General features: G+C 67.8%; 22 protein-coding genes. 8 read left to right on the plus strand and 14 right to left on the minus strand.

What is annotated here, in order from left to right; all coding sequences use genetic code 11:
* Positions 1–15: 15 nt before the first annotated feature.
* Both U5911_RS11790 and U5911_RS11795 read left to right on the plus strand, forming a co-directional pair.
* Positions 16–849, plus strand: a complete 834-nt coding sequence (locus U5911_RS11790) for a type IV toxin-antitoxin system AbiEi family antitoxin domain-containing protein (RefSeq protein WP_336034362.1) — start codon at positions 16–18, stop codon at positions 847–849.
* Positions 846–1643, plus strand: a complete 798-nt coding sequence (locus tag U5911_RS11795; RefSeq protein WP_336034363.1) for a nucleotidyl transferase AbiEii/AbiGii toxin family protein — start codon at positions 846–848, stop codon at positions 1641–1643. Before U5911_RS11790 ends, U5911_RS11795 begins: the two co-directional genes overlap by 4 nt.
* Before the next feature lie 411 nt (positions 1644–2054).
* On the opposite strand, the gene U5911_RS11800 is transcribed toward U5911_RS11795, so the two are convergent.
* Entirely contained in the window at positions 2055–3245 is a 1191-nt protein-coding gene (locus U5911_RS11800) for a site-specific integrase (RefSeq protein ID WP_336034365.1), read from the minus strand.
* A gap of 623 nt (positions 3246–3868) precedes the next feature.
* Between U5911_RS11800 and U5911_RS11805 the strand changes: the two genes are divergently transcribed.
* Positions 3869–5050, plus strand: coding sequence for a hypothetical protein (locus U5911_RS11805; RefSeq protein WP_336034367.1), 1182 nt, complete (start codon positions 3869–3871; stop codon positions 5048–5050).
* 154 nt (positions 5051–5204) lie between these two features.
* Here U5911_RS11805 and U5911_RS11810 read toward each other — a convergent pair whose 3' ends face one another.
* From U5911_RS11810 to U5911_RS11850, 9 genes are all read right to left on the minus strand, one after another.
* Entirely contained in the window at positions 5205–5399 is a 195-nt protein-coding gene (locus tag U5911_RS11810) for a hypothetical protein (protein WP_336034369.1), read from the minus strand.
* A gap of 99 nt (positions 5400–5498) precedes the next feature.
* On the minus strand, positions 5499–6239 hold the full coding sequence (locus U5911_RS11815; RefSeq protein WP_336034371.1) for a DUF429 domain-containing protein: 741 nt from the start codon (positions 6237–6239) through the stop codon (positions 5499–5501).
* Positions 6240–6356: 117 nt separating this feature from the next.
* Entirely contained in the window at positions 6357–7367 is a 1011-nt protein-coding gene (locus U5911_RS11820; RefSeq protein ID WP_248897105.1) for a tyrosine-type recombinase/integrase, read from the minus strand.
* Positions 7368–7635: 268 nt separating this feature from the next.
* Complete coding sequence (locus U5911_RS11825; RefSeq protein ID WP_336034374.1) at positions 7636–7929, minus strand: hypothetical protein; 294 nt, start codon at positions 7927–7929, stop codon at positions 7636–7638.
* Between the two features lie 170 nt (positions 7930–8099).
* Positions 8100–9530: an MATE family efflux transporter gene (locus tag U5911_RS11830; protein ID WP_336034375.1), complete on the minus strand. Its 1431-nt coding sequence runs from the start codon at positions 9528–9530 to the stop codon at positions 8100–8102.
* Positions 9531–9780: 250 nt separating this feature from the next.
* Complete coding sequence (locus tag U5911_RS11835) at positions 9781–12348, minus strand: right-handed parallel beta-helix repeat-containing protein (RefSeq protein WP_336034376.1); 2568 nt, start codon at positions 12346–12348, stop codon at positions 9781–9783.
* A complete protein-coding gene (locus U5911_RS11840) occupies positions 12345–13616 on the minus strand; it encodes a calcium-binding protein (protein WP_336034377.1) in 1272 nt (423 codons plus the stop codon). The genes U5911_RS11835 and U5911_RS11840 overlap by 4 nt, the downstream gene beginning before the upstream one ends.
* A gap of 66 nt (positions 13617–13682) precedes the next feature.
* A complete protein-coding gene (locus tag U5911_RS11845; RefSeq protein WP_336034379.1) occupies positions 13683–14891 on the minus strand; it encodes an MFS transporter in 1209 nt (402 codons plus the stop codon).
* Between the two features lie 218 nt (positions 14892–15109).
* Positions 15110–15682 (minus strand): peroxidase-related enzyme, encoded by a 573-nt coding sequence (locus U5911_RS11850; RefSeq protein ID WP_336034380.1) that lies wholly within the window; start codon positions 15680–15682, stop codon positions 15110–15112.
* 278 nt (positions 15683–15960) lie between these two features.
* Between U5911_RS11850 and U5911_RS11855 the strand changes: the two genes are divergently transcribed.
* Complete coding sequence (locus U5911_RS11855; protein WP_336034381.1) at positions 15961–17739, plus strand: acyl-CoA carboxylase subunit beta; 1779 nt, start codon at positions 15961–15963, stop codon at positions 17737–17739.
* A 186-nt stretch (positions 17740–17925) separates the two neighbouring features.
* The gene (locus tag U5911_RS11860) at positions 17926–19167 is read left to right on the plus strand and encodes a DUF418 domain-containing protein (protein ID WP_336034382.1); all 1242 of its coding nucleotides are present in this window, start codon (positions 17926–17928) and stop codon (positions 19165–19167) included.
* A 112-nt stretch (positions 19168–19279) separates the two neighbouring features.
* Here the strand turns inward: U5911_RS11860 and U5911_RS11865 are convergent, their stop codons facing one another.
* Both U5911_RS11865 and U5911_RS11870 read right to left on the minus strand, forming a co-directional pair.
* Positions 19280–21055, minus strand: coding sequence for a M3 family oligoendopeptidase (locus U5911_RS11865; protein ID WP_336034384.1), 1776 nt, complete (start codon positions 21053–21055; stop codon positions 19280–19282).
* Positions 21056–21276: 221 nt separating this feature from the next.
* The gene (locus U5911_RS11870; RefSeq protein ID WP_336034385.1) at positions 21277–21864 is read right to left on the minus strand and encodes a MaoC family dehydratase; all 588 of its coding nucleotides are present in this window, start codon (positions 21862–21864) and stop codon (positions 21277–21279) included.
* On the opposite strand from U5911_RS11870, the gene U5911_RS11875 reads away from it, so the two are divergent.
* The 3 genes from U5911_RS11875 to U5911_RS11885 all read left to right on the plus strand — a co-directional run bounded on the left by U5911_RS11875 (position 21815) and on the right by U5911_RS11885 (position 24546).
* The gene (locus tag U5911_RS11875) at positions 21815–22669 is read left to right on the plus strand and encodes an HpcH/HpaI aldolase/citrate lyase family protein (RefSeq protein WP_336034386.1); all 855 of its coding nucleotides are present in this window, start codon (positions 21815–21817) and stop codon (positions 22667–22669) included. The genes U5911_RS11870 and U5911_RS11875 overlap by 50 nt on opposite strands.
* A gap of 70 nt (positions 22670–22739) precedes the next feature.
* Positions 22740–23993, plus strand: coding sequence for a Glu/Leu/Phe/Val family dehydrogenase (locus U5911_RS11880; RefSeq protein WP_336034387.1), 1254 nt, complete (start codon positions 22740–22742; stop codon positions 23991–23993).
* Between the two features lie 121 nt (positions 23994–24114).
* Positions 24115–24546, plus strand: a complete 432-nt coding sequence (locus U5911_RS11885; RefSeq protein WP_336034388.1) for a hypothetical protein — start codon at positions 24115–24117, stop codon at positions 24544–24546.
* A 30-nt stretch (positions 24547–24576) separates the two neighbouring features.
* Here U5911_RS11885 and U5911_RS11890 read toward each other — a convergent pair whose 3' ends face one another.
* Positions 24577–25719: a pyridoxal phosphate-dependent aminotransferase gene (locus U5911_RS11890; protein ID WP_336034389.1), complete on the minus strand. Its 1143-nt coding sequence runs from the start codon at positions 25717–25719 to the stop codon at positions 24577–24579.
* A gap of 1 nt (position 25720) precedes the next feature.
* The gene (gene ribH / locus U5911_RS11895; protein WP_336034392.1) at positions 25721–26122 is read right to left on the minus strand and encodes a 6,7-dimethyl-8-ribityllumazine synthase; all 402 of its coding nucleotides are present in this window, start codon (positions 26120–26122) and stop codon (positions 25721–25723) included.
* Between the last annotated feature and the right edge of the window lie 3 nt (positions 26123–26125).

The following is a 26125-nucleotide window of genomic DNA, read 5'->3' on the forward strand; positions in this document are numbered from 1 at the left end:
GTAGGCTGAGCGGCTATGGGGTCAACAAACGAGGAGGAGACTCAACGGAAGAGCCTGTCGGCGCGTGAGTCGCAGGCACTGTCCCGGCTCGCAAGTGAGGGCCGACAGGTCATCAGCATTAGTGACATCACGGACGCGCTTGACATCCCGCGGAAGTCGGCTAAGGACATGGCGTATGCCCTCAAGGAGAAAGGCTGGCTTGAGCGGATCGCACACGGGAAGTACCTCATTCTGCCGCTCGCTGCGGGCGAGAATGCCGTGTATACTGAACACGAGTTCGTGATTGCGTCTGCACTCGTAGAGCCGATGTACATCGGGTACTGGAGTGCACTGAACCATCACGGACTGACAGAGCAGCTGTCCCGCACTGTGTACGTCGTGACGACAGAACGTGCCCAAGAGCGTGAAATCCACGGGGTCACGTATCGACCCGTGACCGTCACTGAGCAGAAATTCTTCGGCTATCAACCGACTGCAGTCGGGCCGAACCAGGTGAATATTTCGAGTATCGAGAAGACGCTGGTCGATTGTGCCGACCATCCGGAGTTCTGCGGGGGTATCAGCGAGCTTGCGAAGGCAATGCAGAACGCTGTCGACACGCGCTGTTCGTGGGAACGCGTCGTTGAGTACCTGCGGAGAGTTGGGAACGGTGCCGCAACGAAACGACTCGTGTATCTCGCCGACCAGTTGGACATCTCCCTGCCAGAGTACGAGGCCCTCGTCGAAGACTTCACGACCGGGTACCCGCTGCTCGATCCAACGCGAGAAGCGACGGGAATCCGGGACAGCACGTACCAACTTCGTCTGAACGTCAGCCCCGAATCATTCCTCCCGGATGACTCCTCATGATTTCTGAAGCGCAACTTCGACGGCTGGCCAGAGAGTTAGATGTCCGCCTCGGCTATGCGGAGAAGAACTACGTCAATTCGTGGATCCTCTGGGCGATCTACACGAGCTCCTACGGCGACAACCTGCTGTTCAAAGGAGGCACTGCACTCAGCAAGCTGTACTTCCCGGAGACGTGGCGCTACTCGGAAGACCTTGATTTCGGTGTTGAGGGCGAGTACCACGGAAGCGAAGCGGAGTTGCAAGGCGCATTGGAAGACGCTGCCCGAGCCTCTGGTATCAACTTCGAGGTGACCAAACACCGTGAACTACAGAAAGAAGCGTATCCGACGCACTACGTCGATATCGACATCCAGTATAATGGTGTGCTCGGTCACAAGAACACGACGAGTCTCGACGTTATGATCGATGAATACGTTGCGTTCGATTCAGTGAATCATCACCACAGCTACGAGGACGTTCCCGAATTCGAGTTGACTGCATACAGTCTGGAGGAGATTTTCGCTGAGAAGTTGCGGGCGCTCTATCAGCGGTCACAGGCTCGTGATTACTACGACCTGTATCGGATGCTTACGGAGGCCGACGTTGATGACTCGGTCATTCTTCCGGCATTCACGCGGAAGTGTGAACACGACGGTCTAGACATCAACCTTCGGGACGGGCTTCCCGGAGAGAAACGGGGTGAGATCCGTGACGGGTGGCAGCACACGCTTCCCGATTTGGTCGCAGATCTTACTGAGTTCAGTGCCGTGTATGAAGCACTCGAAGACTACATCGATTCGCTGGTAGACGATTAGCAGTATTAGTCCTAGAGAGGGGCGACGGCACGGCCGAGTTCCCGTGCGTGTTCGCTCTCATCCATGTCGTACCGCGCTTCTATCGAGCGGAGTAGTTCTTGAAACGTCACTAGGTGCACCTCTGGATACTTCTTATGTTAACTGTGGAGATAATAATACAAGGACCTTTTCCTGACCGTGTCGAGCGGGAACGAGTTGAATTCTGTTGCGGCTGTGGTGTCGAAACGGGCAAATTAGAGCCACGAGAGACCAGTATTGAGTACCTCCAGGAACGACGCCTTCGAAGAGGCTGGTCTCGCATGACGCACCGCGACCGCCTCCTGAAACTCCCGACGCGGGGCTATCCAACGCCGTATCGTCCAGGAGGAACTCGGGAACCGATAAAGAGGCCCGCAGGCGGGTGGAAGTCTGTTACGTGACCGAACCGAACGTGAGCGACCAGGAGACGAGGACGACGCACGCGACGTACGCCACCTTCGCGGTTACGACCGGATGCGCGGTTCCCTCCTCGTCCAAGTCGAAGTCGAACAGGCCCGAGCGCCGCTCTTCATCGTTTTCTCCCGGGTCTTCCTGCTGGTTCTGGTAGCCGATCCACTCCCGGAGGTCGGCGTCGCTGTCCTTGCGCTCAACGTCGGGGTCTTCGAGGCCGGGACCGTCCGGATCAATGTGGCCCGGGATGCTGTGCCGGTCGGGCTCGTACGGGATGTCCTCGAACCGACGCTCTCGCCGAGGATTGAACAGCGGCTCTTCCTCGTTCGCTCGCTGCTGGGCCCGTTCTCGCCGGGCGGCAGGGTCGCCCTCGCGGGGATCGACGTCGACCTCCGCTGCGAACGGCCGCGGGTCGCAGGCCACCGGGAATGTCTCGCCGGGGTCCTCCGGGACGACCTCGGGGGCCCAGTCGTCCCGGCCGAACATCTCGTAAACCTGCGTCGTCAGCTGACGGCCAGACGCGCGAACGTAGCGATTCGCCTGTGACCGGTCGCTCCAGCCCATCAGGTCTCGCAGCGGTTTCGAGAGCAGGCCAGCGTCCGCGTAGAACGTCGCTCCGGTCGCCCGTAGTGGGTGCGGCGTCAGGTTGGTTGGATCGACACCTTCGGAAAGACCTGCGGCCTTCCGGACGTCGTTGCGCATCTGCTGCTGGGTCACGCCCACGTACTCGTTCTCGTCGAAAAACCTCATCAGCCACGCGGTGATGCGCTTCGACCAGCCGAACGGGACGACACGAGCACTCGCGCCGGGCTTCGGCTCGTACTGGTGCTGGTAGACGTACTCCAGGACGTCGGGGTCGTCGCGGGCGACCTCACTATTCGGCACCTCCCTCCCCGTTGCGATCTTCCCGCGGGCGGCATCGATACACCACTTGCAGAAGCATGGGTCGTGCGCCGGAACGCGGATGACGCCCTGCTCCCAATCGATCCAGCCTTCGTGCAGGTGTTGAATCTCGTTCGCTCGCAGGCCCAACCGGCCCGCCAGGAGCACGATAATCACCGTTCGAACGCGTTGGGTCTCGTCCTCAATGGCGAGTGCGCCCAGGAAGAGGCGGAGGAACGGCCTCACTTCCAGGGCGTCCTCCCGCGAGTACGTCTGTCTGTCCCTACTCATGGACCGTTCTAGTAACCAGTCTGGTAAAAGGCTCAGCCCCTGGTCTTTTTACGTTGACCCCCGGGTCTGGCTTGGGGTTGAGTGGGCTCCGAGCCAAGTGAGTTAAGAAAGTATCAACGATCAGGTGACGTCGGCGCGTCCTCGGGCCCGTGTCAGACGACCGCACAGTCGTCGAACTCCAGGAGCCAATCGTCCTGAGCCGGCTCGTACGCCAAACACACATCATATCTCTAAATAGAGTAATCACTAAAAGCGTGCGTGAGAATTTACAAACGAATGATGCGGGAGTTCCTACTGGGTACCCCCGACTGCAGTGAAGGCTCACACCGTGGGTGCTTACCGTCTGAATGGATCTTTTGGAATCGCAATACGAGGGTAGGCTTGATTGAGGATTGGTCTCTGATTCATTGCCGGTTTTTATGTTCGGGCAAGGGGAGCTGGAAATCAGAGGAGGACAGCGCCATCGCTTGAACAGATTATTTAGAACCGACGTACTGCGGTGGGTTCCGCATCGTTTCTTCACCGGAAAGTGAGAGGCGAATAGTCCCAATTACCAGTAAATATCTCCGCCATCAGCCGTCGAGGGCTAAGTGCATTAAGTGGGTGATTACTGTACTGAATTGATGACCGACCGGCGCGACGACGTAGAGTTCGTGAAACAACGCCTCTCTGAGGATCCCACTGAGGAATTCTTAGAGCAGATTGCGTCTACTGTCGTGGATCAGATGGCGGATTCGTTTCCTGAACTCTCGTTAAAGTCGCGCTCAATGGAAGAGGTCCTGAATGAGTTTCGGGAACAGAAATTGGATGAGGTGAAGTCGACGGGACAGTACAGACGGAAGTTGGACTATCTCCAGACGTACCTTGAAGAGGAGGCGCGTGTCGAAATGACCGACGATCTCACGAGCGAGGATGTTGGGCGATACGACAAATGGCGAAAGTACGAGTCTCTGCCTCGGGACGAACCGTTAATGGACACTACGCTTCGGGACGATATGTATCTCTTCCGTGAATTTATTCGTTATCTGATCGAACATCGTATGGCTCCGGTTCGCTTCGAGACGTGCGTCAACATCCCGGAAATAGACTATGCCGGTGGCGAGGGTGTCGACGAGAAGAAGCTCGACCCGGAGATAGCGAAAGCATCGCTGGAGTACCTTCGGAAATACGAGTACGCCGATATCGAGCATGTATCGATGGAATTGATGTGCCAGTCAGGTCCCCGAAAAGGCGGATTGATTGGCTGTGATGTTCCTGGCTTCGACTACGAGGAGCGGGTTCTCAAGTACGAGACTAACGAAACGACACCGCTCAAGAACGACGAGAGTAGTGAACGGGAAATAACCCTCTACGGCGATATTCCAGAGATCATTCAGGATTATCTCAAAGATCAGCGGCCGCCAGCGACTGACGAGGAGGGGAGAGAACCATTGCTTACGAAGGGCGACGGGAGAATGAGTCCGTCGACGCTACAGAAGATCGCCTACAAGTGGACTCGTCCGTGTAAGGTTGGGTTAGACTGTCCTCATGACCGCAACCCTGAGGACTGCGAAGCAGCGCAGAAGAACAACTCCGCCTTCAAATGTCCCAGCAGTCGAGCCCCGCATCACATCAGGAAGGGGTATATCACCGATCAGAAGAACAGGGGTGTTTCGGCGGATGGGATCGAGCACCGTTGCGATGTTTCGCCCCGTGTCCAGAAGCTTCACTACGACCTTCCGGACGATGCTGAAGAACGCGAACGCTTCGAGGACGAGTTCCGGGACGCCGACGACGATCCCAACTCCGGTTTCAATCACGACTAACCTTTCCAAGAGAGGGTAAATCATCAGATGTACTCAGTCATCGGTCAGCCCTTAGATTCTACCAGTTCGACTCTGATCCTCAGAGGGATTCACCATGAATCGTTGCCGATTCCCTATTACTAGCTCTACACCTCAACGGAGGAACGCGACTCCACTATGAGATGCCAATGGAGTCATCAAGTGCCCGTAGTGCCTGGCCGCGACTCCGCCTTTCGACACTTTTGTCGTGGACTTCGTCGATAGCTATCCATACTCCATCTGTGGTTTTCACTAAAGTGATGTCTCTCTCAATCTCCTCCTCGCTTAGGAGAAAATCTTGATCTCCGTCAACCGTTGCAGGGTCGGTCATAGTTGATACTTGTTTTCTGACTTCAAGAATCCCTTCCGTCTAAATTAGCACAGTAGGTCAAATCAGGTAGATTCCTTTATTCGACATCTCAAAGCCGATCTACGGATACGCGTATACCATCTCCATCGGGAGATCACCGGTCGGATCGCCCTGATCCCTCTCTAATCCCTCGTCAGGAAGAGTGTGAAGCGGGCCGGTCTTTGGACTGGCAGTAAGCGCTAACGCGAACGCATCGATGACGTCATCATTACCGACCTCAGCATCGAGGTCGGTCGTAACATCGCGGACGGCATCAACGATAGAACCGTCGATGGCTTCGAGTATCTCGATTCGTTCCCAGAACGCCGCAGCCGGTTGGCCCGTTTTCGAGTACTCCGTGGAGGATTCCCCGTTCAGCGCCCAAAAACAGACTTCAGGGTGAGATTCACGGATCGTTCCAACGGCATCCGGCTCTGTCTTGCGGAGGAAGGTATCCAGTTCGGCAATCTTATCGGCGATACCCCACGACTGAACGCCGAGACTTCCATCAGTGCGGTCTTCCTGCGTCTCTTTTGCGTCCTCGTAACTTTCCTCGTGAACAGCAGCCCGCACTGGAACGGGAAACACGCTGGAGTGACGCTCCGGACGAAGTTTCCCACGAGCTGCATCGTCGCACGGGCGCTTCGCGTTGGAGTTCTCCCGAAGACCGATTGGCACATCGATCAAGATCCTCTCCGCCGTCTCGCCGTATTCCTGCCAGAGATCTTCGATATCCTTGCATAGACAAGAGGATTCGTAGCCGCCCTCGTTGAATTGAACTGTAATCCACCCGTCCGGACATCCATCGACACCGATGTACATGCGACTCTTCTCGTATCTACGGCTATTGATATATGATAGTCTGGCTCAGTTCAAAAATGGGTTCGGGTTGATCGACGAGCGATCCTAACCTCAACGGGCGTATTGCGTGAATATTGTCTACAGATTATCGAGGTAGTCCCTCCGCTGTTCCATCTTCTCCTGTTCCGTGCGGCGGTCGTAGTGCTGTTCGATCACTCTCGGACTGACGTTCGCGCGGTCGCTGACGACCTTATCCGGCATATCGTTATTGAGGCTGTGCGTGATGCTTCCGCGCCGGATGGCGTGTGGGCTGACGCTCGATGGGCACTTCGAGGCCGCGTGCTGGACGGTGCCCTCACAGGTTTCCGGATCGCGGTCATGAGGGCACTCTTCGCCGTACGTGCACGGACGCGTCCATCGGTACACGTAGGTGCGGAGTGTCGTCTTCTGCAGGCGACCTTGCCGAGAGGCCAGTAACGGCTCTCGGTCGTATTCGTCGGTTACGTTGGGTCGCTTGTTGTCCAGCCAGTCGTCGAGGAGATCGCAGATGTCGTCTGAGAGTGCAACGAGTCGCTCACCATCGCCCTTGTTCTTGATCGGGGTGCCGGTATCGGGGCGATGCCGGATTTTCACGTACTGTTCTTCTGAGTTGTAGTCATCGACGTCTATCGCGTGGACGCCGCCGACTCGCATCATCGTGTGCCACATCAACGTGAGTGCGACGTGCTGCGGTTCGGCGTACTCGTATTTCTCCATGTGCGAGAGGACCGACGATGCCTGGTCGCTGTCCATCATCACGTCCCGGGAGTTCTCGTCCGGGGTGATCGCCGGGGACAGCACTTTCTGGCTGAGATCCTGCTCGACGCCGTCGACGGCTTCCAGCCACCGGACGAACACTCGCAGGGTGTCCATCTGCGTCTTCTCACTGACCTTGTTCAGGTCGCCGTCGTCACGCCGCCAGAGTCGGTACTCGTGCAGCTGGCGACCCGTGAGGGTGTTGAGGTTCTCGATGCCCTTCTCGTGACACCAGCGGACGAAGTGCTGGAGCCGGTACTTCTTCCCCTTGAGTGAGGCCTCGGCCAGTTCGTTCTGCTTGTCTTTCAGGTACAGTTCGAGCGCGGTCTCGGGATCGATTGGTTCGAGATCCATAGTTGGTCGTTTCAGGTTAAGCGAATCCCACGAGTCCCGGTTACTGCCTATCCCGAACCAACTGCTACAGCGCCTGAGGCGGCCAAAATGAAGGGTAGTCACGCTCAATGACCAGGGCCTGCAGCGCCCATCCCGTTCCGGGACGGTCCGCAGCCAACGCGGGACGAGTCCCAGCGCGAGTGTTCTCCGACCGGTACGCGACTCCCGGAGCCCCGACCAGGTTCGCCGCGAGTGGCTGCTGCCGTGCAGGGAGCGACCGTCGACGAGCCTACCGGTCCGTACACTCCCGGCAGCCGCTCGGCGTCGTGAGCCGGATCCGGTACTCCGTCTCGACTGACCCCTCGTCCTCGCTCTCGACGATGGAGTCCCACCTTGGGAAGAAGAGCTCAGACTCGTCGCCGCAGTCCAGGCACGCCACCAGACCGACGTTCGTGGATTCGGCGTGCCCGTTCATCCAGGTCGCCTCGCAGTCGACGCAGAGACTGCCCTCGACGGTCCCGGAGGACCGACTGACGGCGACGCGGTCGTAATCGGTGCTGCGACCGCAGCGTAGACACTCCATCTGTTCTCCCGGTAGGCGGCGGTTAACTCGTCGTCCAGGTAGCCCACGTGCGCATGACCTTATCAGTATTTTGTTACCGGTTCGACATCCGGGGACGAGGCGTCCGGGGGCCCGAGTCCGCACCCCTCGTCGAGACGCCCGTGTGCCCGGCGTCCCACGGGCGGCCGCGGTCAGTCGTCGGTCGCCGTCGGCGTCGCGTCACGGGCGACGTCCGCGCTGCGCCACGTGTCGCGTTGGTACCACGCGTACGCGGCGACCGCTCCGAGGACGTTCGACACGGCGAACGACAGCCAGATGCCGTCCGCGCCGATCACGCTGGAGGCGCCGTACGCGAGCGGCAGGCGGACGACGCCGAACGTGCCGACGGCGATGACGGCGGCGGTGAGCGTCTTCCCGGCGCCGCGGAAGCTCCCGTTGTAGGCGCGCATGATGCCCATGAAGCCGAACGTGGGCGCGACGTACCGCATGAACGTGATGCCGATGACGACGACCTCGGGGTCGCTCGTGAACACGTCGATGACGGGTCGGGCCCACACCCAGCCGACGACGCCGACCAGCGACAGCAACACGAACATCGCCCGCGCGGCGAACCGGCTGGCCGCGGCGGCGCGGTCGTACTCGCCGGCGCCGATGTTCTGGCCGCTCATCGTCTCGACGCCGCGCGCGACGGCGATGGCCGGCATGAAGACGACGGAGAGCACGCGCGTGCCGATGCCGAACGCGGCGACGACGGGCGTCGGGAACAGGCCGACGACCAGGAGCATGAGGTTCACGGAGAGCGCCCGCCCCGTCCCCTCGACTGACGCCGGCAGGCCGAGTTCGAGGATGCGCCGCGCGAACGCGGGGTCGGGGGCCATGTCGCGGAGGTTGATCTGGACGCCCCGGCGCCCAGTGAACATCACGCCGAGGCCGACGGCGAGCGCGAGAGCGCGCGAGAACACGGTCGCGACCGCGGCGCCCTCCAGGCCCATTCGGGGGAACACCCACCAGCCGAAGATGAGGAACGGGTCGAGCGCGATGTTCAGGACGACCGACCCGAACATCACGACCATCGGCGTGACCGTGTCGCCGTACCCCCGCATCAGCGAGATGAACATCAGGAAGCCGAACAGGAACACGAGGCCGAGCGCGATGACGCGCATGTACTCGACGGCGAGCGGGTAGACGTCGGGCGCGGCGCCGAAGAACGCCAGGAGGTCGTCGACGACGAAGTAGCCGATGCCGCCGAGGACGAGCGAGACGACGACCGCGAACGCGACCGTCTGGCTGGCGGCGTACTCGGCGCGGCGCTCGTCGCCGGCGCCGGTGTACTGGGCGACCATGACGCTGCCGGCGACGGACAGCCCCATGCCGAGGGAGATGAGCAGGAAGACCATGGGGAACGCGAAGCTGATGGCGGCCAGCGCCTCGGTGCTGTACCGGCCCACCCAGAACGTGTCGGCGAGGTTGTACGCCACCTGGAAGAGGTTCGTGACCACGATGGGCGCCGAGAGGTAGACGAGCGGCTTCGCGATCGGGCCCTCGGTGAGCTCGAGGTCGTCCTGGTCGAGGGCTTCGGCGAGCGCGGCGCGGAGCCGTGCGAGCGCGCGACGGGGTCTCACGGCCGCCCCTCCGAGCGGGCTCGGGACCGGGTGGCGGGCGCGGCGGCTGCCGCGAGGGACACGGGACGCATGGAGGACTCACGTCGAGAGACTGTCCGGTCGGCCATAGGCGTTCTGCATTCGGCACTTCGAACCGAGACCACGTCCGTGGGCGGGAGGGACTGGCCGGTCCCCGGGAGACGCCGAGCACCGCGGTTGGCACGCCGCCACGAGCGACCGAGAGGATTACTGCTAGCACCGCGGCACACGCTCACGACGCGACCGCCAGCACCGCGCCGGTCACGCCGCCCCAGGCGACCGCTGCGCCGCCGGCGACGGTGAGCAGGGCGCCGTCGACGAGGACGCCGGCCGCGACCCACGCGAGCACGCCAGCGCCGGCGAGCGCGTGGGCGACGCGACCGCGGTACGGCGGCCGGCGGCCGCGGAGCGAGAGGTAGGTGCCGTATCCACCGAGCGCGACGCCCAGCCCGTAGAACGCGCCGCCGAGGCCGCCCCAGACGGTGAACAGGCTGTCGAGTGGGGACCGCGCGTCCTCGCCACCGCTGCCGTCGGTCCCGGTCGGCGGCGCCTCCGTGGTCGTCGTCGACGGCGCGGTCGTGGTCGGCCGGGTCGTCGCCGCCGCTTCGACGCGGACCGTGACGGACGCGGCGGCGAGACTCTCGACGCCGTGTTCGTCCTCGACCGTGACGGCGACCTCGTAGGTCCCGGGGTCGTCGAACGACCGGACGAGCGTCGGCGACTCCTGGGCCTCGATGTCGGCGTCGTCCACCGCGAAGGAGTACGCGACGACGCGCCCGTCGTCGGTCGACTCGCTCGCGGAGAACCGCACCGCGTCGCCCGGCCGGACGGTGGTCTCGTTGGCAGTCAGCGCGGGCGTCGGACGCTCGAACACCGGACCGAACGGCTCGCTGGCGTACGGCGCGGGGACGGCCTTCCCCCGGTCGGTCACCACGGCGTCGCCCGTCCCGTCGGGGTTCAGGGTCGCGTGGTACGGGCCGGACGCCGCGCCCCAGTAGTTGTGCTTCGCGTCCACCGTGCCGTTCGCGGCGCTTCGCAGCCCCGTGATGTGGCCGTAGACGTCGTTCCGGGAGAGGCTCGTTTCGGGGCTCGCGTCCACGAGGTGGACGCCCGTGGACGCGCGCTCACCGGCGGCGTCGCCCTCGCGGCTCGCGGTGTTGAGCCCGACGGAGTTGTTCGTCACGCGGACCGGGACCGGTCCGGCGACTCGCAGGCCGTCGCCGTTGGCCACCACGGTGTTCGCGTCCACGGCGCTGGTCCCGACGTCCCGGCGTTCGTCGGCCGCGAGGGCGACGTCGACGCCGTACGCGTCGTTGTCGAGGACGTCGTTGTCCGCCACCGCGAGGCCGCGGAGTTCGTCGCGCGCGCTCACGGCGACGCCGGCGCCCTCGTTGTCCACGACGCGGTTCCGGACCACGTCGAGGCCGCGCAGGCGCAGCGTCGACGCCTCGACGCCGGGCCCGTCGTTGCCGCGGACGACGTTGTCCGCGACGGTCGTCTCGGCGAGCTGCTGGGCGGCGACGCGCACGCCGCCGCCGCTCTCGGCGACGGTGTTGTTCCGCACGCCGACGCCGTCCACGACGACGTACCCCAGGTCGAGGTCGACGCCGAAGCCGTCCGCGCGGCGCAGCTCGTTCTCCGCGACCGTCAGCGAGACGTGCCGCAGTCCGCCGCCGGCCCGCTCCAGGCCTGCCTCGACGCCGGCGGCCGCGTCCGTGACGACGTTCCCCTCGACGCTGACGTCGTCGGCGTCCGTCGCCTCCTCGAAGTGGACGCCCGCGCCACCCACCTGCCGGAACTCGCCGCCGGCGACGGAGACGTCCCGCAGCGCGCCGCCGACGAAGTGGACGCCCGCGCCGCCCGCGTCCCGGACGGCGACGCCGCGAAGCGACACGTCCGTCGCGCGGTGGTCGTTCGTCGCGGTCGGCCGGTTCCGTGGCGACTCCGTCTGGACGCGCACGCCGTCGCTCTCGACCCCGGCGACGGAGACGTCGCGCATCGTGACGTGGTCGACCTGGCGCGCGTGCACGGCGACGCCGTACCGTCCGGTCCGCTCGAAGGACGTCCCCGCGACGGTCAACCGGCCCGCGTCCTCGAGGTAGGGGTTCGTCTCGTCGACGCCGTACTCGACGCCGGCCTGCCCGAGCGCGGTGAACTGCGAGTCCCGCACCGCGACCGTCGGCGCGCCCGCTCGCGCGGACGCCAGGAGCCCCGACCGGACGTGGTCGGAGACCGTCGCGCCGTCGAGGACGACGCGGCCGGCGTCGGACGTCGCGGTCACGGCCGTCTGGCCGTAGGCGACGCGCGCGTTCCGGAGTCGCAGCACGGAGTCGCCGGCGCCGTCGTACTCGATGGTGTCCCACGCGCCGGCGGACGGCGACGGCTGCGCGGTCGTGATGGCGACGGGGTCGGTCGCCGTGCCGTTCGCCAGGAGGCTCCCCCGGACCGTGATCCGGACGTCCTCGCCGACGTTCACGGTCGTCCCCGCTTCGATGGTCAGCGTCGCGCCACGGGCGACCGTCACGTCGTCGCTGACGAAGTAGGGACCGTCCTCGCGCGTCCACGTCGCGTCCGACGTGACGTTCTCGTCGACGTACGTCGGGTCGGCCGCCGCAGCGGCGGGCCCCCGCGACGCGCCAGACAACTCGCCGGACGACACACCAGACAACTCACCCACCGACGCACCTGACGACACACCAGAAGACGCACCAGAAGACGCACCGACCGGCGCGACGGCGCCGGCCAGGGCTGCAGCGACCAGCGCGAGCACCGCCGCCGCGGTCAGCGTGCGAGCGTTCATAGCGTCGAAACCAGCGCGTAGACGGTCTGTGGAGACACCAGCCACGCGAGCAGGCCGGCGCCCTCCAGCGTCTCGCGCGTCAGCGCCGCCGACGCGTCGCCGGTCGCCGCCCCACCGCCGGTGTCCGCAGCGTGTTCGTCCGCCGCCCCACCGCCGGTGTCCGCAGCGTGTTCGTCCGCCGCCCCACCGTCGATGCCGGCCGCGTTCTGGTCGTCCTCGTCCGTCGGCGCAGTCGGGTCCGTGCCGCGCAGTACCTCCTCGCCGTCCTCGATGCCGTCGCCGTCCGAGTCCGCGTCCGTCGGGTCCGTCCCGTACCGCTCGACCTCCATGCCGTCGTCGAGGCCGTCGCCGTCTGAGTCCGCGTCCGTCGGGTCCGTCCCGTACCGCTCGACCTCGTCGAAGTCCGAGAGCCCGTCGCCGTCCGTGTCGCGGTCGGTCGGGTCCGTGCCGAGTTCGCGTTCCACGGGGTCAGTGAGGCCGTCGAGGTCCGCGTCCGGGTCGGTCGGCGACGAGTCGCCGGCGAGCTCGGTGGGGTCGTCGAGGCCGTCGCCGTCGGAGTCCGGTAGCGTGTAGTCCGTGTCCTCGCGGACCTCCTGGTCGTCCGGGACGCCGTCGCCGTCCGTGTCGCGGTCGGTCGGGTCGCTGCCGAACTCGTGGACCTCGAAGCCGTCCGGCAGGCCGTCGCCGTCCGTGTCGGGGTCGCGGAAGTCGGTGTCGCCGCGGAGCTCCTCGCCGTTCGCGTAGCCGTCGCCGTCCAGGTCGCCGCCCTCCGTGATGACGCGGACCTCGAAGGACTCGTCGTCGAGGCGCGGCGACGACCCGGGCTCGTCGTCGTACATGCTCGCGTACAGCGTGTGGGAGCCGCGCTCCAGCGAGCCCGCGTCCACCGTCACGTTCACCGTGCGTCGCTCGAGTTCGTGCAGCGTCACGGCAGTGGCCGCCATCGAGTCGTCGCGCGTCGGGTGCAGGGACGCGTCGCGCTCGTCGGCCACGGTGACGCGGTAGTCCGCGTAGTAGGTGTCCGAGACCCCGAGGTAGTCGCCGACAGTCACCTCGAAGGTCACGGGCTCGTCCGCCCACACGTAGAAGACGCCGCCGTCGACCGTCGCCGCGCCGGGACCGGTCATCGAGACGCCCAGGACGCCCGACTCCACCGGTCCGTCCGCCGCGGCGGCGCCGGTCCCGACCGCCGCGGCCGGCGCGGCCGCCACGACGGCGAGGACGACCGCGGCGACGGCGACGGGCCGGAGTGCTGGGCGCCGAGACACGTTCGTCCCTCTTACTGTAACGCACTTGAATATAGTGGTGCGGGAGAGCGCGGTGGTAGGCAGCGCTTACTCGGTCGCGCTCCCGTCGCCGGTCGTCGGAGCGGCCGGCGGCTCCCACGCGAACACGCCCGCGCCGCCGACGAGCAGCAGGCCGCCCAGCGCGGCGAGCGCCGCGACCGGCGTCGCGGCGTCGGCGACTACACCACTGACCGGCTGCAGCGGCAGTCGGACGAGCGCGTACGTCATCGACGCGGCGCTCAGGACGGTGGCCCGGCCCGCCGCGTCGACGTGGTCGTTGAGGTAGCCGTTCGCGATGGGGGCGACCGCGGACCGGGCCGACTTCAGGACGAAGAACGCTGGGAGCGCGGCGACCGGGAGCGCGAACGGCACGACCAGGAACGCGGCGACGAGCGCCGGGACGAGCACGACCGCCCACTGGGTGGACAGGAGGCGTTCGACGTCGCTGGCGTAGTAGCTCGCCACGGCCGCGGCGACGGTGAAGCCCGCGTACAGCGGCCCCAGGCCGGATTCGGGGAGGCCGACCGCGTTCACGGCGACGGGCTGGATGTACTCGTCGGCGGCGCTCGCGACGCCGAAGAACAGCGCGAGGTACGCGACCGTCGACCGCAGCGGCGGCCGGGAGAGCTGGCGTTTCACGACCGGGACCGCGTCGCGGACCCCGAGCGCGTCGCCGTCGGTGTGGTGGTCGGTCTGGGGCATCGACAGCAGGACCGGGATCCCTGCGGCGAGCACGACGCCGCCAGCGAGGAACGGCAGCCGCGGGTCGGCGCTGTACAGCACGCCAGCGGCGAGCATCGACCCCGCGCTCACCCACTGGTTGACCGACCCGCCGCGACCGCGGACGCGAGTGAACGCGGACTCGTCGAGGCGCTCTTCGAGGGTCTCGTACAGCCACGCGTCACCGCTGCCCGAGCGGAACGCCATCCCGAGCCCCCAGACGACGTACAGCGCGGCGAACACCGGGAAGGTGTGGGCGGCGACGAACCCGAACACGGACGCGGTCATCAGCGCGGCCCCGACGAGGAGGCTGTTCCGGCGGCCGACGCGGTCGCCGACGTAGCCAGTCGGAATCTCGCCGACGACGACGAGGGCGGCGGAGACGCTCCCGAGCAGCCCGATCTGCGTGTACGTGAGGCCGCGGCGCAGCAGGAACAGCGTGAACACCGGCCAGAACAGCCCGTAGGTGGCAGTCGCCTGGTAGAGGTAGTACTTCGCGACGACGGGCGGCGGCCGCTCGGCGCCGACGTTCAGCACGCGTACTCACGGCCCGCTGTGAGCGCTGGCGTCACCGCGGAGGGAGTCCGCATGGGAGGCCGTCGACGCGTGCAGAGCAAAAGCGTTCCCTGAAGCGAAAACAAGTGCGTCCGCTGTCAGGTCGCCGGTGGGAGCGTCGCCGCCGTCGAGTCGCCGGTGGGAGCGTCGCCGCCGTCGAGTCGCCGGTGGGAGCGTCGCCGCCGTCGAGTCGCCGCGAGCTACTGGTCGCGGCCCATCGCGTAGAACTCGTCGTTCGGCCGCATGTCCGCGACCACCGCCATGCGGTTCGAGAGGTTGAAGAAGGCGGCCGTGGCCGCGACGTCCCAGACCGCCTCCCGGGAGAAGCCGGCGTCGCGGAGGCGCTGGACGTCCTCGTCCGTGACGGCCTCCGGGGACTCGGTGAGCTTCACGGCGAAGTCGAGCATCGCGCGGTGCTGCTCGGAGACGTCGGCGGCGCGGTGGTTGGTGGCGAGCTGGTCCGCGAGCTTGGGGGCCTCGGCGTAGATGCGACAGAGCGCGCCGTGCGCGACGACGCAGTAGAGGCAGTCGTTCGCGCCGGAGACCGCCACGGTGATCATCTCGACCTCCTCGCGGGCGAGCGGCGAGTCGTCGACGAGCGCGTCGTGGAACGCGAAGAACGCGCGGAAGTGACTTGGCTTGTACGCGAACGCCTCGAAGACGTTCGGCGTGAAGCCGGCTCGCTCGGTCTCCTCGGCGATGCGCTCGCGGAGGTCCTCGGGGAGACTGTCGGTGTCCGGGACGGGGAACCGCCGCATGGCGTCCTCGCTCATGCGTGAAGCGGCGGGAGCCGAACCCATAGTTGTAGGGGGTCCCCTGGGCGACCGCGGCCGGCCCCGGAGCGGGGCGTTCAGCGGCGGTAGATGGTGGCGTACACGCGCGGCATGAGGTACGCGAACCCGGCGGCGACGACGCCGAGCAGCAGCCCGAGCGCGAGTTCGACGGGACCCATGTGCTAACGTATGGCACACATCGGCATAAGCTCCGTGGCCGCCCGGCCCGCGGCCGCCGAAGAGAAAACGGTTTGCGTCCCCCCGAGCCACGAACGATTATGAAGGTACGAATCGGCGCCGGCGCGACCGGCGAGGAGGCCGCCGCCGTCGCCGCCGCCCTCGCGGCGCACGTCGGCGACGACGTCGAGGTCTACCTCGGCGACGCCGACGAACCCGCCGCCACGCACGACGCCCCCGAACGGGAGACCGGTTCCGCGGCCGACCACGACGACGACCTCGGGCCGACCGAGCGCGAACAGCGCCTCCGCGAGGAGATCGCCGACATCCTCGAGGGCGGCCCGGAGAAGTACAAGCAGCGCCTCGGCGAGCAGGACAAACTGTTCGTCCGCGACCGCCTCGATCTCTGGTTCGGGGACGACGGCGGCGACGGCAACGGCGACCTGCTCTTCGAGGACGGGAAGTTCGCGCACTTCGACGCCTGGCACCCCCACAGTCCCGACGTCGACGACGCCGACCCCGACAACCGCCTGCCCGCCGACGGCCTCGTCACGGGCGCCGCCGAGTTCGAGGGCCGGGACGTCCACTTCATGGCGAACGACTTCACCGTGAAGGCGGGGTCGATGGCCGAACGCGGCGTCGAGAAGTTCCTCCGCATGCAGCAGCGCGCGCTCAAGACCGGCCAGCCGGTCCTCTACCTGATGGACTCCTCGGGCGGCCGCATCGACCAGCAGACCGGCTTCTTCGCGAACCGCGAGGGCATCGGGAAGTACTACTTCAACCACTCGCGGCTCTCCGGGCGCGTCCCCCAGATCTGCGTCATGTACGGCCCCTGCATCGCCGGCGCGGCGTACACGCCCGTGTTCGCGGACTTCACCGTGATGGTGGAGGGCATGTCCGCGATGGCCATCGCCTCGCCCAGGATGGTGGAGATGGTGACCGGCGAGCAGATCGAGATGCAGGACCTCGGCGGCGCGCAGGTGCACGCCGAGGAGTCCGGCAGCGCGGACCTCGTCGCCGAGGACGAACAGCACGCCCGCGACCTCGTCGCGAAACTGGTCCAGTACCTCCCGGACAACAGCGACGAGAAGCCGCCGAGCCAGCCCGCGGAACCGCCCGCGAAACCCACGGAGGGCATCGACGGGCTGATTCCACAGGAGCCGAACCGCGGCTACGACATGCGCGACCTCGTCGAGCGCGTCGTCGACCGCGACTCGTTCTTCGAACTCAAGCCCGAGTACGGCAAGGAGATCATCACGGGGTACGCGCGCATCGACGGCCGGACGGTCGGCATCGTCGCGAACCAGCCCGCCGAGCGCGCCGGCGCCATCTTCCCGGACGCCGCCGAGAAGGCCGCCGAGTTCGTCTGGAAGTCCGACGCGTACAACGTCCCACTGCTGTACCTCTGTGACACGCCGGGGTTCATGGCCGGGAGCCAGGTGGAGAAAGACGCCATCCTCGAGAAGGGCAAGAAGATGATCTACGCGACCAGCGAGGCCACCGTCCCGAAGCAGTCCGTGGTCGTGCGGAAGGCCTACGGCGCCGGCATCTACGCGATGAGCGGTCCCGCCTACGACCCCGAGTCCGTCATCGCACTGCCGTCGGGCGAGATCGGCATCATGGGCCCGGAGGCAGCCATCAACGCCGTCTACGCGAACAAGCTCGACGACATCGACGACCCCGAGGAGCGCGCCGAGCGCGAGCGCGAGCTCCGCGAGGAGTACCGCCGCGACATCGACGTCCACCGGATGGCCTCCGAGACCGTCATCGACGAGATCGTGCCGCCCTCCGAGCTCCGCACGGAGCTGTCGAACCGCTTCGACTTCTACGAGGACGTCGAGAAGGACCGCCCGTCGAAGAAGCACGGCACCATCCTCTAGGCGACGCCAGCGGCCGACCGTCGAACGCGGCACCAGCGACCACCCCAGAACGCGGCACCAGCGACCACCCCAGAACGCCGCTTCGGCGCACCCTAGCAACACCTTTTGTGCTGGCTCTGCGACGGGCCAGTACGCGATGGACGCTGTACAGCGACGACCGCCGGCTGTCGCGGGGAGGAGCGACGGATGAGCGAGGACGCCGCGGCGGACGAGGGCGCGGAGCCGACGCCGCCGTCCGAGCGCATCGTCGGCCTCGACGCCCTGCGGGGGTTCGCGCTGCTGGGCATCCTCGTCATCAACATTCGGCTGTTCTCGATGCCGGAGATCGTCCTGCTGAACCCGACGGTGTACGGCGACTTCTCGGGCGCGAACTACTGGGCGTGGTTCGTCGGGCACGTCTTCGCCGAGCGGAAGTTCCTGACGCTGTTCACGATGCTGTTCGGCGCGAGCCTCCTGCTGTTCACGCGGAAGTTCGACGAGGACCTGACGACACTGCGCCTGCACTACCGCCGGTCGTTCTGGCTCATCGTGTTCGGCGTCGCCCACGCCTACCTCCTGTGGTACGGCGACATCCTCGTGTCGTACGGCGTCACGGCGGTGTTCGTCGTGTTCGTGCGCGACGAGTCAGCGAGGTTCCTCGCCGCCGTCGGCGCCGCGCTCTTCGTGGTGCCGTCGGTCGCCGAGGTGTTGACCGCGACGTACGGCGACCTGTCGTCGTTCGCGGCGACGTGGCGGCCCGCCGAGTCGGTGCTCCGTGCGGAGGTCGAGACGTACCGCGGCGGCTGGCTCGAGCAGTTCGACCACCGCGCGGAGTCGGCCTGGAACCGCCAGACGACGAGCTACCTCGGCGCGACGGCCTGGCGGACCGCCGGCTCGATGATGGTCGGGATGGCGCTGTTCAAGTGGGGCGTGCTGACGAACGAGCGGTCGGCGCGGTTCTACCGGCTGCTGGTCGCCGTCGGGGGCGTCGTCGGCGTCGCGACGCTGGTCGCCGGCGTCGCGTACGTCGAGGCGGCGGGCTGGACGCCGCGGGCCGGCATCTACTGGCAGCAGTTCATCTACTTCGGGGCGTTCCCGCTCGCCGGCGCGTACGTCGGCGCCGTGATGCTGCTCGCGCGGAAGTGGCCGCGGGGCCGCGTCACGAAGGGGCTGGCGGCCATCGGCCGGACGGCGTTCAGCAACTACATCCTCCAGAGCGTGGTCGCGACGACCGTCTTCTACGGGCACGGCCTCGGCCTGTTCGGGCGCGTCACCAGGGTCGAAGCGCTCGGCGTCGTCGTCGCCATCTGGGCCGTGGAGGTGGTGCTGTCCGTGGCGTGGCTCCGGCGGTACCGGTACGGGCCCCTGGAGTGGCTGTGGCGCACCCTCACGTACGGCGAGCGCCAGCCGCTCAGGCGCAGCGACGACGCGTCCGCGGCCGGCGACTGAGTCAGTCCGCGCGGAAGGCGTCGGCGACCACCGCTAGCGCCGGGACCGCGACGCGTCGACGCGGCAACACTGGTCCGGCCCACGCGAGGACGGAGGCTCCCCCGGAGACGGTTCACTCCGCTGCGGCCGCCGCGAACGCGTCGACGTACCGGTCGAAGGCGGCGACTGCGTCGGCGACGGCGTGCCGACTGGTGGCGTCGACACCGAGGTCCTCGAGACGGTCGACGGCGGGCGCCGACGTGCCCGCTTCGAGGAACCCTACGTAGTCCGCTGGCCGGAGTTCGTCGCCGAGGCCGTCCGCGACTGCGAGCGCGCCCGCCGTCCCGAGAATGTAGGGGCAGTGGTGGTAGAGCGGAACCGCGTAGAGGCCGGTCGTCCAGCCCGCTCGCAGGCGGTCGGTGGCCTCGAGCGCCGGGACGAACTCCGCGTACAGGTCGCCGTAGGTCTCGTCCAGCCACTCCGCGGTGAGGCGGTCGCCGTCAGCGGCCCGCTCGTAGAGTTCGCGGGTGAACGCCGCCCAGCGCGCCGAGAAGAAGAGGTTCGCGCCGACGCTCCGCACGGCGCGCGCGGCGACCGCGGTGCGCTCGTCGCCTCTCGCGGACGCCAGGAGGTGGTCGGCGAGCAGCACCTCGTGGAGCTTGCTCGGGAGCTCCGCGAGCGGGGCCGGGATGCCGGCGGTTGCGTGGGGCTGGGCGTCCTGTGCGAGCGACGCGTGGACGGCGTGCCCGAGTTCGTGCGCGAGCAGGAACACGTGCGCCAGCGACCCGTTCCACCGCGCGAGCACGAACGACCCGGCGTCTGGCGCGTGCGTCGCGTAGCCGGCGCCGCGCTCGGTCTTCCCCGGGTAGTCGAAGGCGTCGATTCGGCGGTCGTCGAAGACGCGGTCGACGCGGCGACGGTAGGCGTCGCCGAGCGGCGCGACGGCGTCCAGAATCAGGTCGCGGGCCTCGGCGTACTCGTACTCGGGCGCGTCGCCGTCCAGCGGCGCGGCGTTGCGGTCCCACGGCTCCAGGGTGTCGACGCCGAGCGCGTCCCGCCGGACGCGTTCGAGGCGGTGTTTCGGCGCGAGGTTCGCGCGAACGCCGCCGACGAGCGCGTCGTAGACGCCCCTGGGGAGGCGCTGCTGCGGGCGGCAGGCGACGTAGGGGTCGTCGCCGGCGAGCGCGGCGTCGAGCGCGCTGTCGTAGCCGCGGAGGGCGGCGACGCGGACGTTCCGGCGCGCCATCGCGTCGAGGGTCGCGGCGAGCGTCTCGCGGCGCGCGACGAACTCGTCGCGGACCGCGCGGAACGCGCGCCGCCGGACGTCGCGGTCGCCGGTCCGCTGGACGCGCGAGCGCTCGCTGCGCGTCAGTGCCACTTCGTCGCCGTCGACGTCGATCGTGGGGGGCTGGAAGTCGCCGTCGACGAGCGCGCGGTGGGTGCGCTCCGGCGCGTCCAGGACGTCCTCGAGCGCGGCGAGGACGTCGGCGCCAGACGGGTCGAGCGCGTGGTCCGCGCGCCGGTGGACGTCGGCGACGTAGCGCTCGAAGCGCGGCGGGACCGCCGGGTCGTCGGGCGCGACGTCGGCGTCGCGGACGCGTCGCTCCACGTCGTCCCGGAGCGCCATCACGTCGCCGTGCAGGGACTCCGCGCGGTACCGGTCGGCCTGCCGCCGGTCGTCGCCGGTCCGCACGTCGGCGCGGAGGTCCGCGTACGTGCGGAGGCGGTGGTCGCGAGCGGACAGGGCTTCGAAGGCCGCGAGCACTTCGGCGAGCGGCCGGTCGAGGTCGAAGGCGTCGACGGCCGACGCGAGTTCGGCGGCGGCGTCGGCCCAGTCGGCGCGCGAGTCGAAGACGGGAGTCAGGTCGAAGCGGTGCGGTTCGGGGACGTCGTCGCGTGCGTCGTACATTCGTGGATTCGTGGGCCGCGAGTCGGTAGTCGGCGGGCGGCACGGCGAGAACCCGGCGCGCGTCCGGCGGCCGTCGCGGACGAGGCCGTCACGGACGAGGACGGCGCGGACGAGGACGGCGCGGCGGGTGCGACGACGTCTAGTCGAGCACACTGGACGGCGCCGCCGGACCGGCAAAAGCGCTTCCCCGGTGTGCGAGGACGTGCCGCGGCTCGCGGCGGCTACGCGGCGTGCTCGCGCTTCAGCGAGAGCACCGTGCGGTCGAACTCGCAGACGAGCGGTTCGTCCTCGCGGTTCACCGCGAACACCTCGACGTGGAAAGTGACGACGCCGCGCTCGCCGTCGCTGGTCTCGCGCTTGTCCGCGATCGTCGACTGCACGCGGACGGTGTCGCCGTGGAACACGGGCGCCGGGTGTTCGACGTCGTCGTAGGAGAGGTTCGCGACGATGGTGCCGTCCGTCGTCTCCGGGATGGTGATGCCGACGGCGAGGCTCATCGTCAGGAGGCCGTTGACGATGCGCTCGCCGAACTGCGTGTCCGCGGCGAACTCGGCGTCGAGGTGCAGCGGCTGCTGGTTCATCGTCGCGTCGCAGAACCGCTGGTTGTCGGCCTCGGAGACGGTGCGGCGCTTCTCGTGTTCGATGGTCTCCCCGACCTCGAACTCCTCGTAGTAGCGTCCGGGCATGCGCGAGTGGTCGCGGGGCCGCGGCAAAACGCCTCCGGAAAAGTACAAGGACGCGCCGGACGCGTGGTCGCGTATGGCTCGACGAAGCGTGCTGTTCTCGCCCGGCGACCAGCCCGAGCTCATGCGGAAGGCGCCCGGGACGGGCGCGGACGTGGTGGTCTTCGACCTGGAGGACGCGATCGCGCCGGCGGGGAAGACGGAGGCCCGGACCGCCGTCCAGTCGGTGCTCTCGGACCCAGGGTTCGACCCGGACTGCGAGGTGTGCGTGCGCGTGAACCCCGTCGGCGGGGGCGCGGGCGACGACCTCGACACGGTGCTCGCGGGCCAGCACCCGGAGTTCGACGCCGTCATGCTGCCGAAGGCCGCGAGCGCGGACGACGTGGTGACGCTCGGCCGCCTGCTCGACGAGCACGCCGTCGACGTCCCCGTGCTGGCGCTCGTGGAGTCCGCGCGCGGCGTGCTGCACGCCGAGGAGATCGCGGACGCCGGACCGACGGACGCGCTCGTGTTCGGCGCCGAGGACCTCGCCGCGGACGTCGGTGCGACGCGGACCGACGAGGGGACCGAAGTCCTGCACGTCCGCGAGCACGTCGTGCTCGCCGCGGCCGCCGCGGGCGTGGACGCCATCGACACCGTGTACACCGACATCGGGGACACGGACGGCCTCCGCGAGGAGACGGCGTTCGCCGCCCGGCTGGGCTACGACGGCAAGATGGCCGTCCACCCCGCGCAGGTCGACCCGATCAACGAGGCGTTCACGCCCGCACCCGAGGACGTCGAGTGGGCGCGGCGCGTCCTGGCCGCCAGGGACGAGGCGGCGGCCGAGGACCGGGGCGTCTTCCGCGTGGACGGCGAGATGGTGGACGCGCCGCTGGTGGCGCAGGCCGAGCGCGTCGTCGAACGCGCGGAGGCGGCTAAGGACGACTAACCACCTTAAATTACTGCCTTTGATAGTCAAGTCGCCACGCTTTTGCCGACCCCCATGATTCCCAGGAACAATGACGGAGACGAACCCATTCGAGAGCCTCCAGGAGCAACTCGACGACGCCAGCGAGCACCTGGACGTCGGCGCCGACGTCCTCGAACGCCTCAAGCAGCCCGAGCGCGTGCTCGAGACGACGCTCTCCGTCGAGATGGACGACGGCTCCATCGAGACGTTCAGGGCCTTCCGCTCGCAGTTCAACGGCGACCGCGGCCCGTACAAGGGCGGCATCCGCTACCACCCCGGCGTCACTCGCGACGAGGTGAAGGCGCTGTCCGGCTGGATGGTGTACAAGACGGCGGTCGTCGACGTCCCCTACGGCGGCGGGAAGGGCGGCATCGTCATCGACCCCAGCGAGTACTCGGCGGGCGAACTCGAGCGCATCACGCGGGCGTTCGCGAAGGAGCTCCGGCCGTTCGTCGGCGAGGACAAGGACATCCCCGCCCCCGACGTCAACACCGGCCAGCGGGAGATGAACTGGATCAAGGACACCTACGAGAAACTCGAGAACACCACGGCGCCCGGCGTCGTCACGGGGAAGGCCCTCGAGAACGGCGGCAGCGAGGGGCGCGTCGAGGCGACCGGGCGGTCGACGATGTTCGCCGCCCGCGAGGTGTTCGACTACCTCGACCGCGACATCGCCGGCGCCACCGTCGCCGTGCAGGGCTACGGGAACGCGGGCTCGGTCGCCGCGGAACTCATCGAGGACCTCGGCGCGGACGTCGTCGCCGTCTCGGACTCCTCGGGCGCCGTCCACGACCCCGACGGCCTCGACACCCGGGACGTCAAGGACTTCAAGCGCCAGACCGGCAGCGTCACCGGCTACGACGGCGCCGCCGAGGAGTTCGGTAACGAGGACCTGCTGACGCTGGACGTCGACCTGCTCGTGCCCGCCGCCCTGGAGAACGCCATCGACGGCGACCTCGCGCGGGAGGTCCAGGCGGACGTCGTCGTCGAGGCGGCGAACGGGCCGCTGACGCCGACCGCCGACGACGTGCTCACCGAGCGCGGCGTCCACGTCGTCCCGGACATCCTCGCGAACGCGGGCGGCGTCACGGTCTCGTACTTCGAGTGGGTGCAGAACCGCCAGCGCTTCCAGTGGACCGAGGACCGCGTCAACGAGGAACTCGAGGCGGTCATCACCGACGCCTTCGACGCGATGATCGACGCCCACGAGGCCAACGACACCCGGAACCTCCGCACCGCCGCGTACGTCGTGGCGGTCCGCCGCGTCGTCGACGCCTACGAGGGCAGCGGCTCCTGGCCCTGACGGCGAAACGCTCGTCCCCACCGCTACCCGATCGTCCCGACGGCCAAACGCTCGTTCCCACCGCTACCCGATCGTCCCGACGGCCAAACGCTCATCTGCCTCGCGGTCGCGGTCCGGGACGATGCCCTCCAGGCCAGGTTCGCTCGTCGTCCCGCTCGTCGCCGGCGCGGTCGCCGTCCCCTTCGCCCTCCGGCGGCACGTCACGGTCCTCCTGCTCGAACTCGGTGTCGACGTCTCCGCGCGCGACGTCACGCAGTACGTACTCGGGAGCCGTTTCGCCGCGTTCGTCCTCGTCTACGCGCTCCTCCTCGGCACCGCGTACTGGGCCGGGTCGCGCGCGGCCGACGCCCACGACCGCGGCGTGGTCGCCGCCGCGACGTTCGCGGTCGCGACGGCCGCAGCGCTGGTCGCGAACGTCGCCGTGCTGACTGTCCTCGGCTCCGGGTCGCGCGGACTGGTGTTCGCGGCCGCGACGACCGTCGGCACCAGCGCCGCCGCCGGCGTCGAACTCGCCGTCGTCGCGTTCGCCGGCCTCGCGGCTGGCGAGAGGTAGCTCACCCGGAGCGGCGGACCGGAGCGCCCGCTACAGGTAGCCCTCGCTCGCGAGGCGGTCGACGGCCTCGCCCAGGCGCTCCTTGCTCGCGGCGTACGAGACGCGCGCGTAGCCGGGCGTGCCGAACGCGGACCCCGGGACCGTGGCGACGTGCGCGTCCCGCAGGGCGTCCTGGCACCACTGTTCGTCGTCCTCGTCGACGGGGAGCATCGCGTAGAACGCGCCCTCCGGCTCCGGCACGTCGACGCCGCGGTCGGCGAGCCGGTCGAGCAGGAACGCGCGGCGCTCGGCGAACGCGTCGACCATCTCCGACACGGCGTCGTCGGTGTGCTGGAGGGCTTCGACGCCGGCGTGCTGGACGAAGTTCGTCGCCGACGACACCGAGTGCGAGTGGACCTTCCCGGCCTGCGCGACGAGGTCCTCCGGCGCGGCGAGGTAGCCGAGCCGCCAGCCCGTCATCGCGTACGCCTTCGAGAACCCGTTGATGGTGACGGTTCGCTCGAACATGTCCTCGAGGCCGGCGAGGCTGACGTGCTCGGGACCGTAGTTGATCTGCTGGTAGATCTCGTCGGAGACGACGGTGACGTCGTGGTCGACCGCGAGGTCGCGGACGCCCTCCATCGCCGCCCGGGAGTACACCGCGCCCGTCGGGTTGCTCGGGGAGTTCACGACGAGCAGTTCCGTGTCGTCGGAGACGGCCGCCGCGAGGTCCTCGAGCGCGGGCTCCAGCTGGAAGCCGTGCGGGGAGAGGTCGACGCGGTTCAGGTCGCCGCCCGCGAGCTTCGCCATCGCCTCGTAGGACACCCACGCCGGGTCCAGCAGGACGACCTCGTCGCCGTCGTCGACGAGCGCCTGGAACGTCTCGAACAGCGCCTGCTTGGCGCCCGGCGTCACGATGACGTTCCCAGCCTCGTAGTCGAGGCCGTCGCCCCGGAGCTTCTCGGCGATGGCCTCCCTGAGCGCCGGGATGCCGTTCGACGGCGTGTAGCCGGTGTTGCCGGCGTCGAGGGCGTCCGCCGCGGCTCGCTTGACGTTCTCCGGCGTGTCGAAGTCGGGTTCGCCGACCGAGAGGTCGACGACGTCCTCGCCTTCGGCCTCGAGTTCGCTCGCGAGGTTGCTGACCGCCAGCGTCGCGCTCGGTTCCACTCGCCGCACTCTGTCGCTGTAGTTCATCTTAGAGTTCCTCCGCGAGGTGAATCGCGCTGTCGACCGCTTCGGTCCCCTTCTCGACGCGCTCGCGCGCCTCCGCGCCGGACATCCCGGGCCCGGACACGCCGAAGGCGACTGGCGTGTCGCGGTCGAGACTGACGTCCGTGAGCTTCTGCGCGGTCGCGTGCCCGATGACCTGGTCGTGGTCCGTGTCGCCGGTGACGATGGCGCCGACGACCGCGACGGCGTCGACGTCGTCGCGCCGCGCCAGCCGGTCGGCCGCCAGCGGCGCGTCGTACGCGCCCGGCACGCGCACGAGGGCGGCCACGTCCGCGCCGGCGTCGTCGGCCGCCTCGCGGGCGACCGACTCCATCTGTTCGGTGACGCTGCGGTTGAACTCCGCAACGACGAGCCCGAGACTCACCATACA

The sequence above is a fragment of the Halobacterium yunchengense genome, assembly GCF_037031165.1.
In the GTDB taxonomy this organism is placed as follows: Archaea; Halobacteriota; Halobacteria; order Halobacteriales; family Halobacteriaceae; genus Halobacterium; species Halobacterium yunchengense.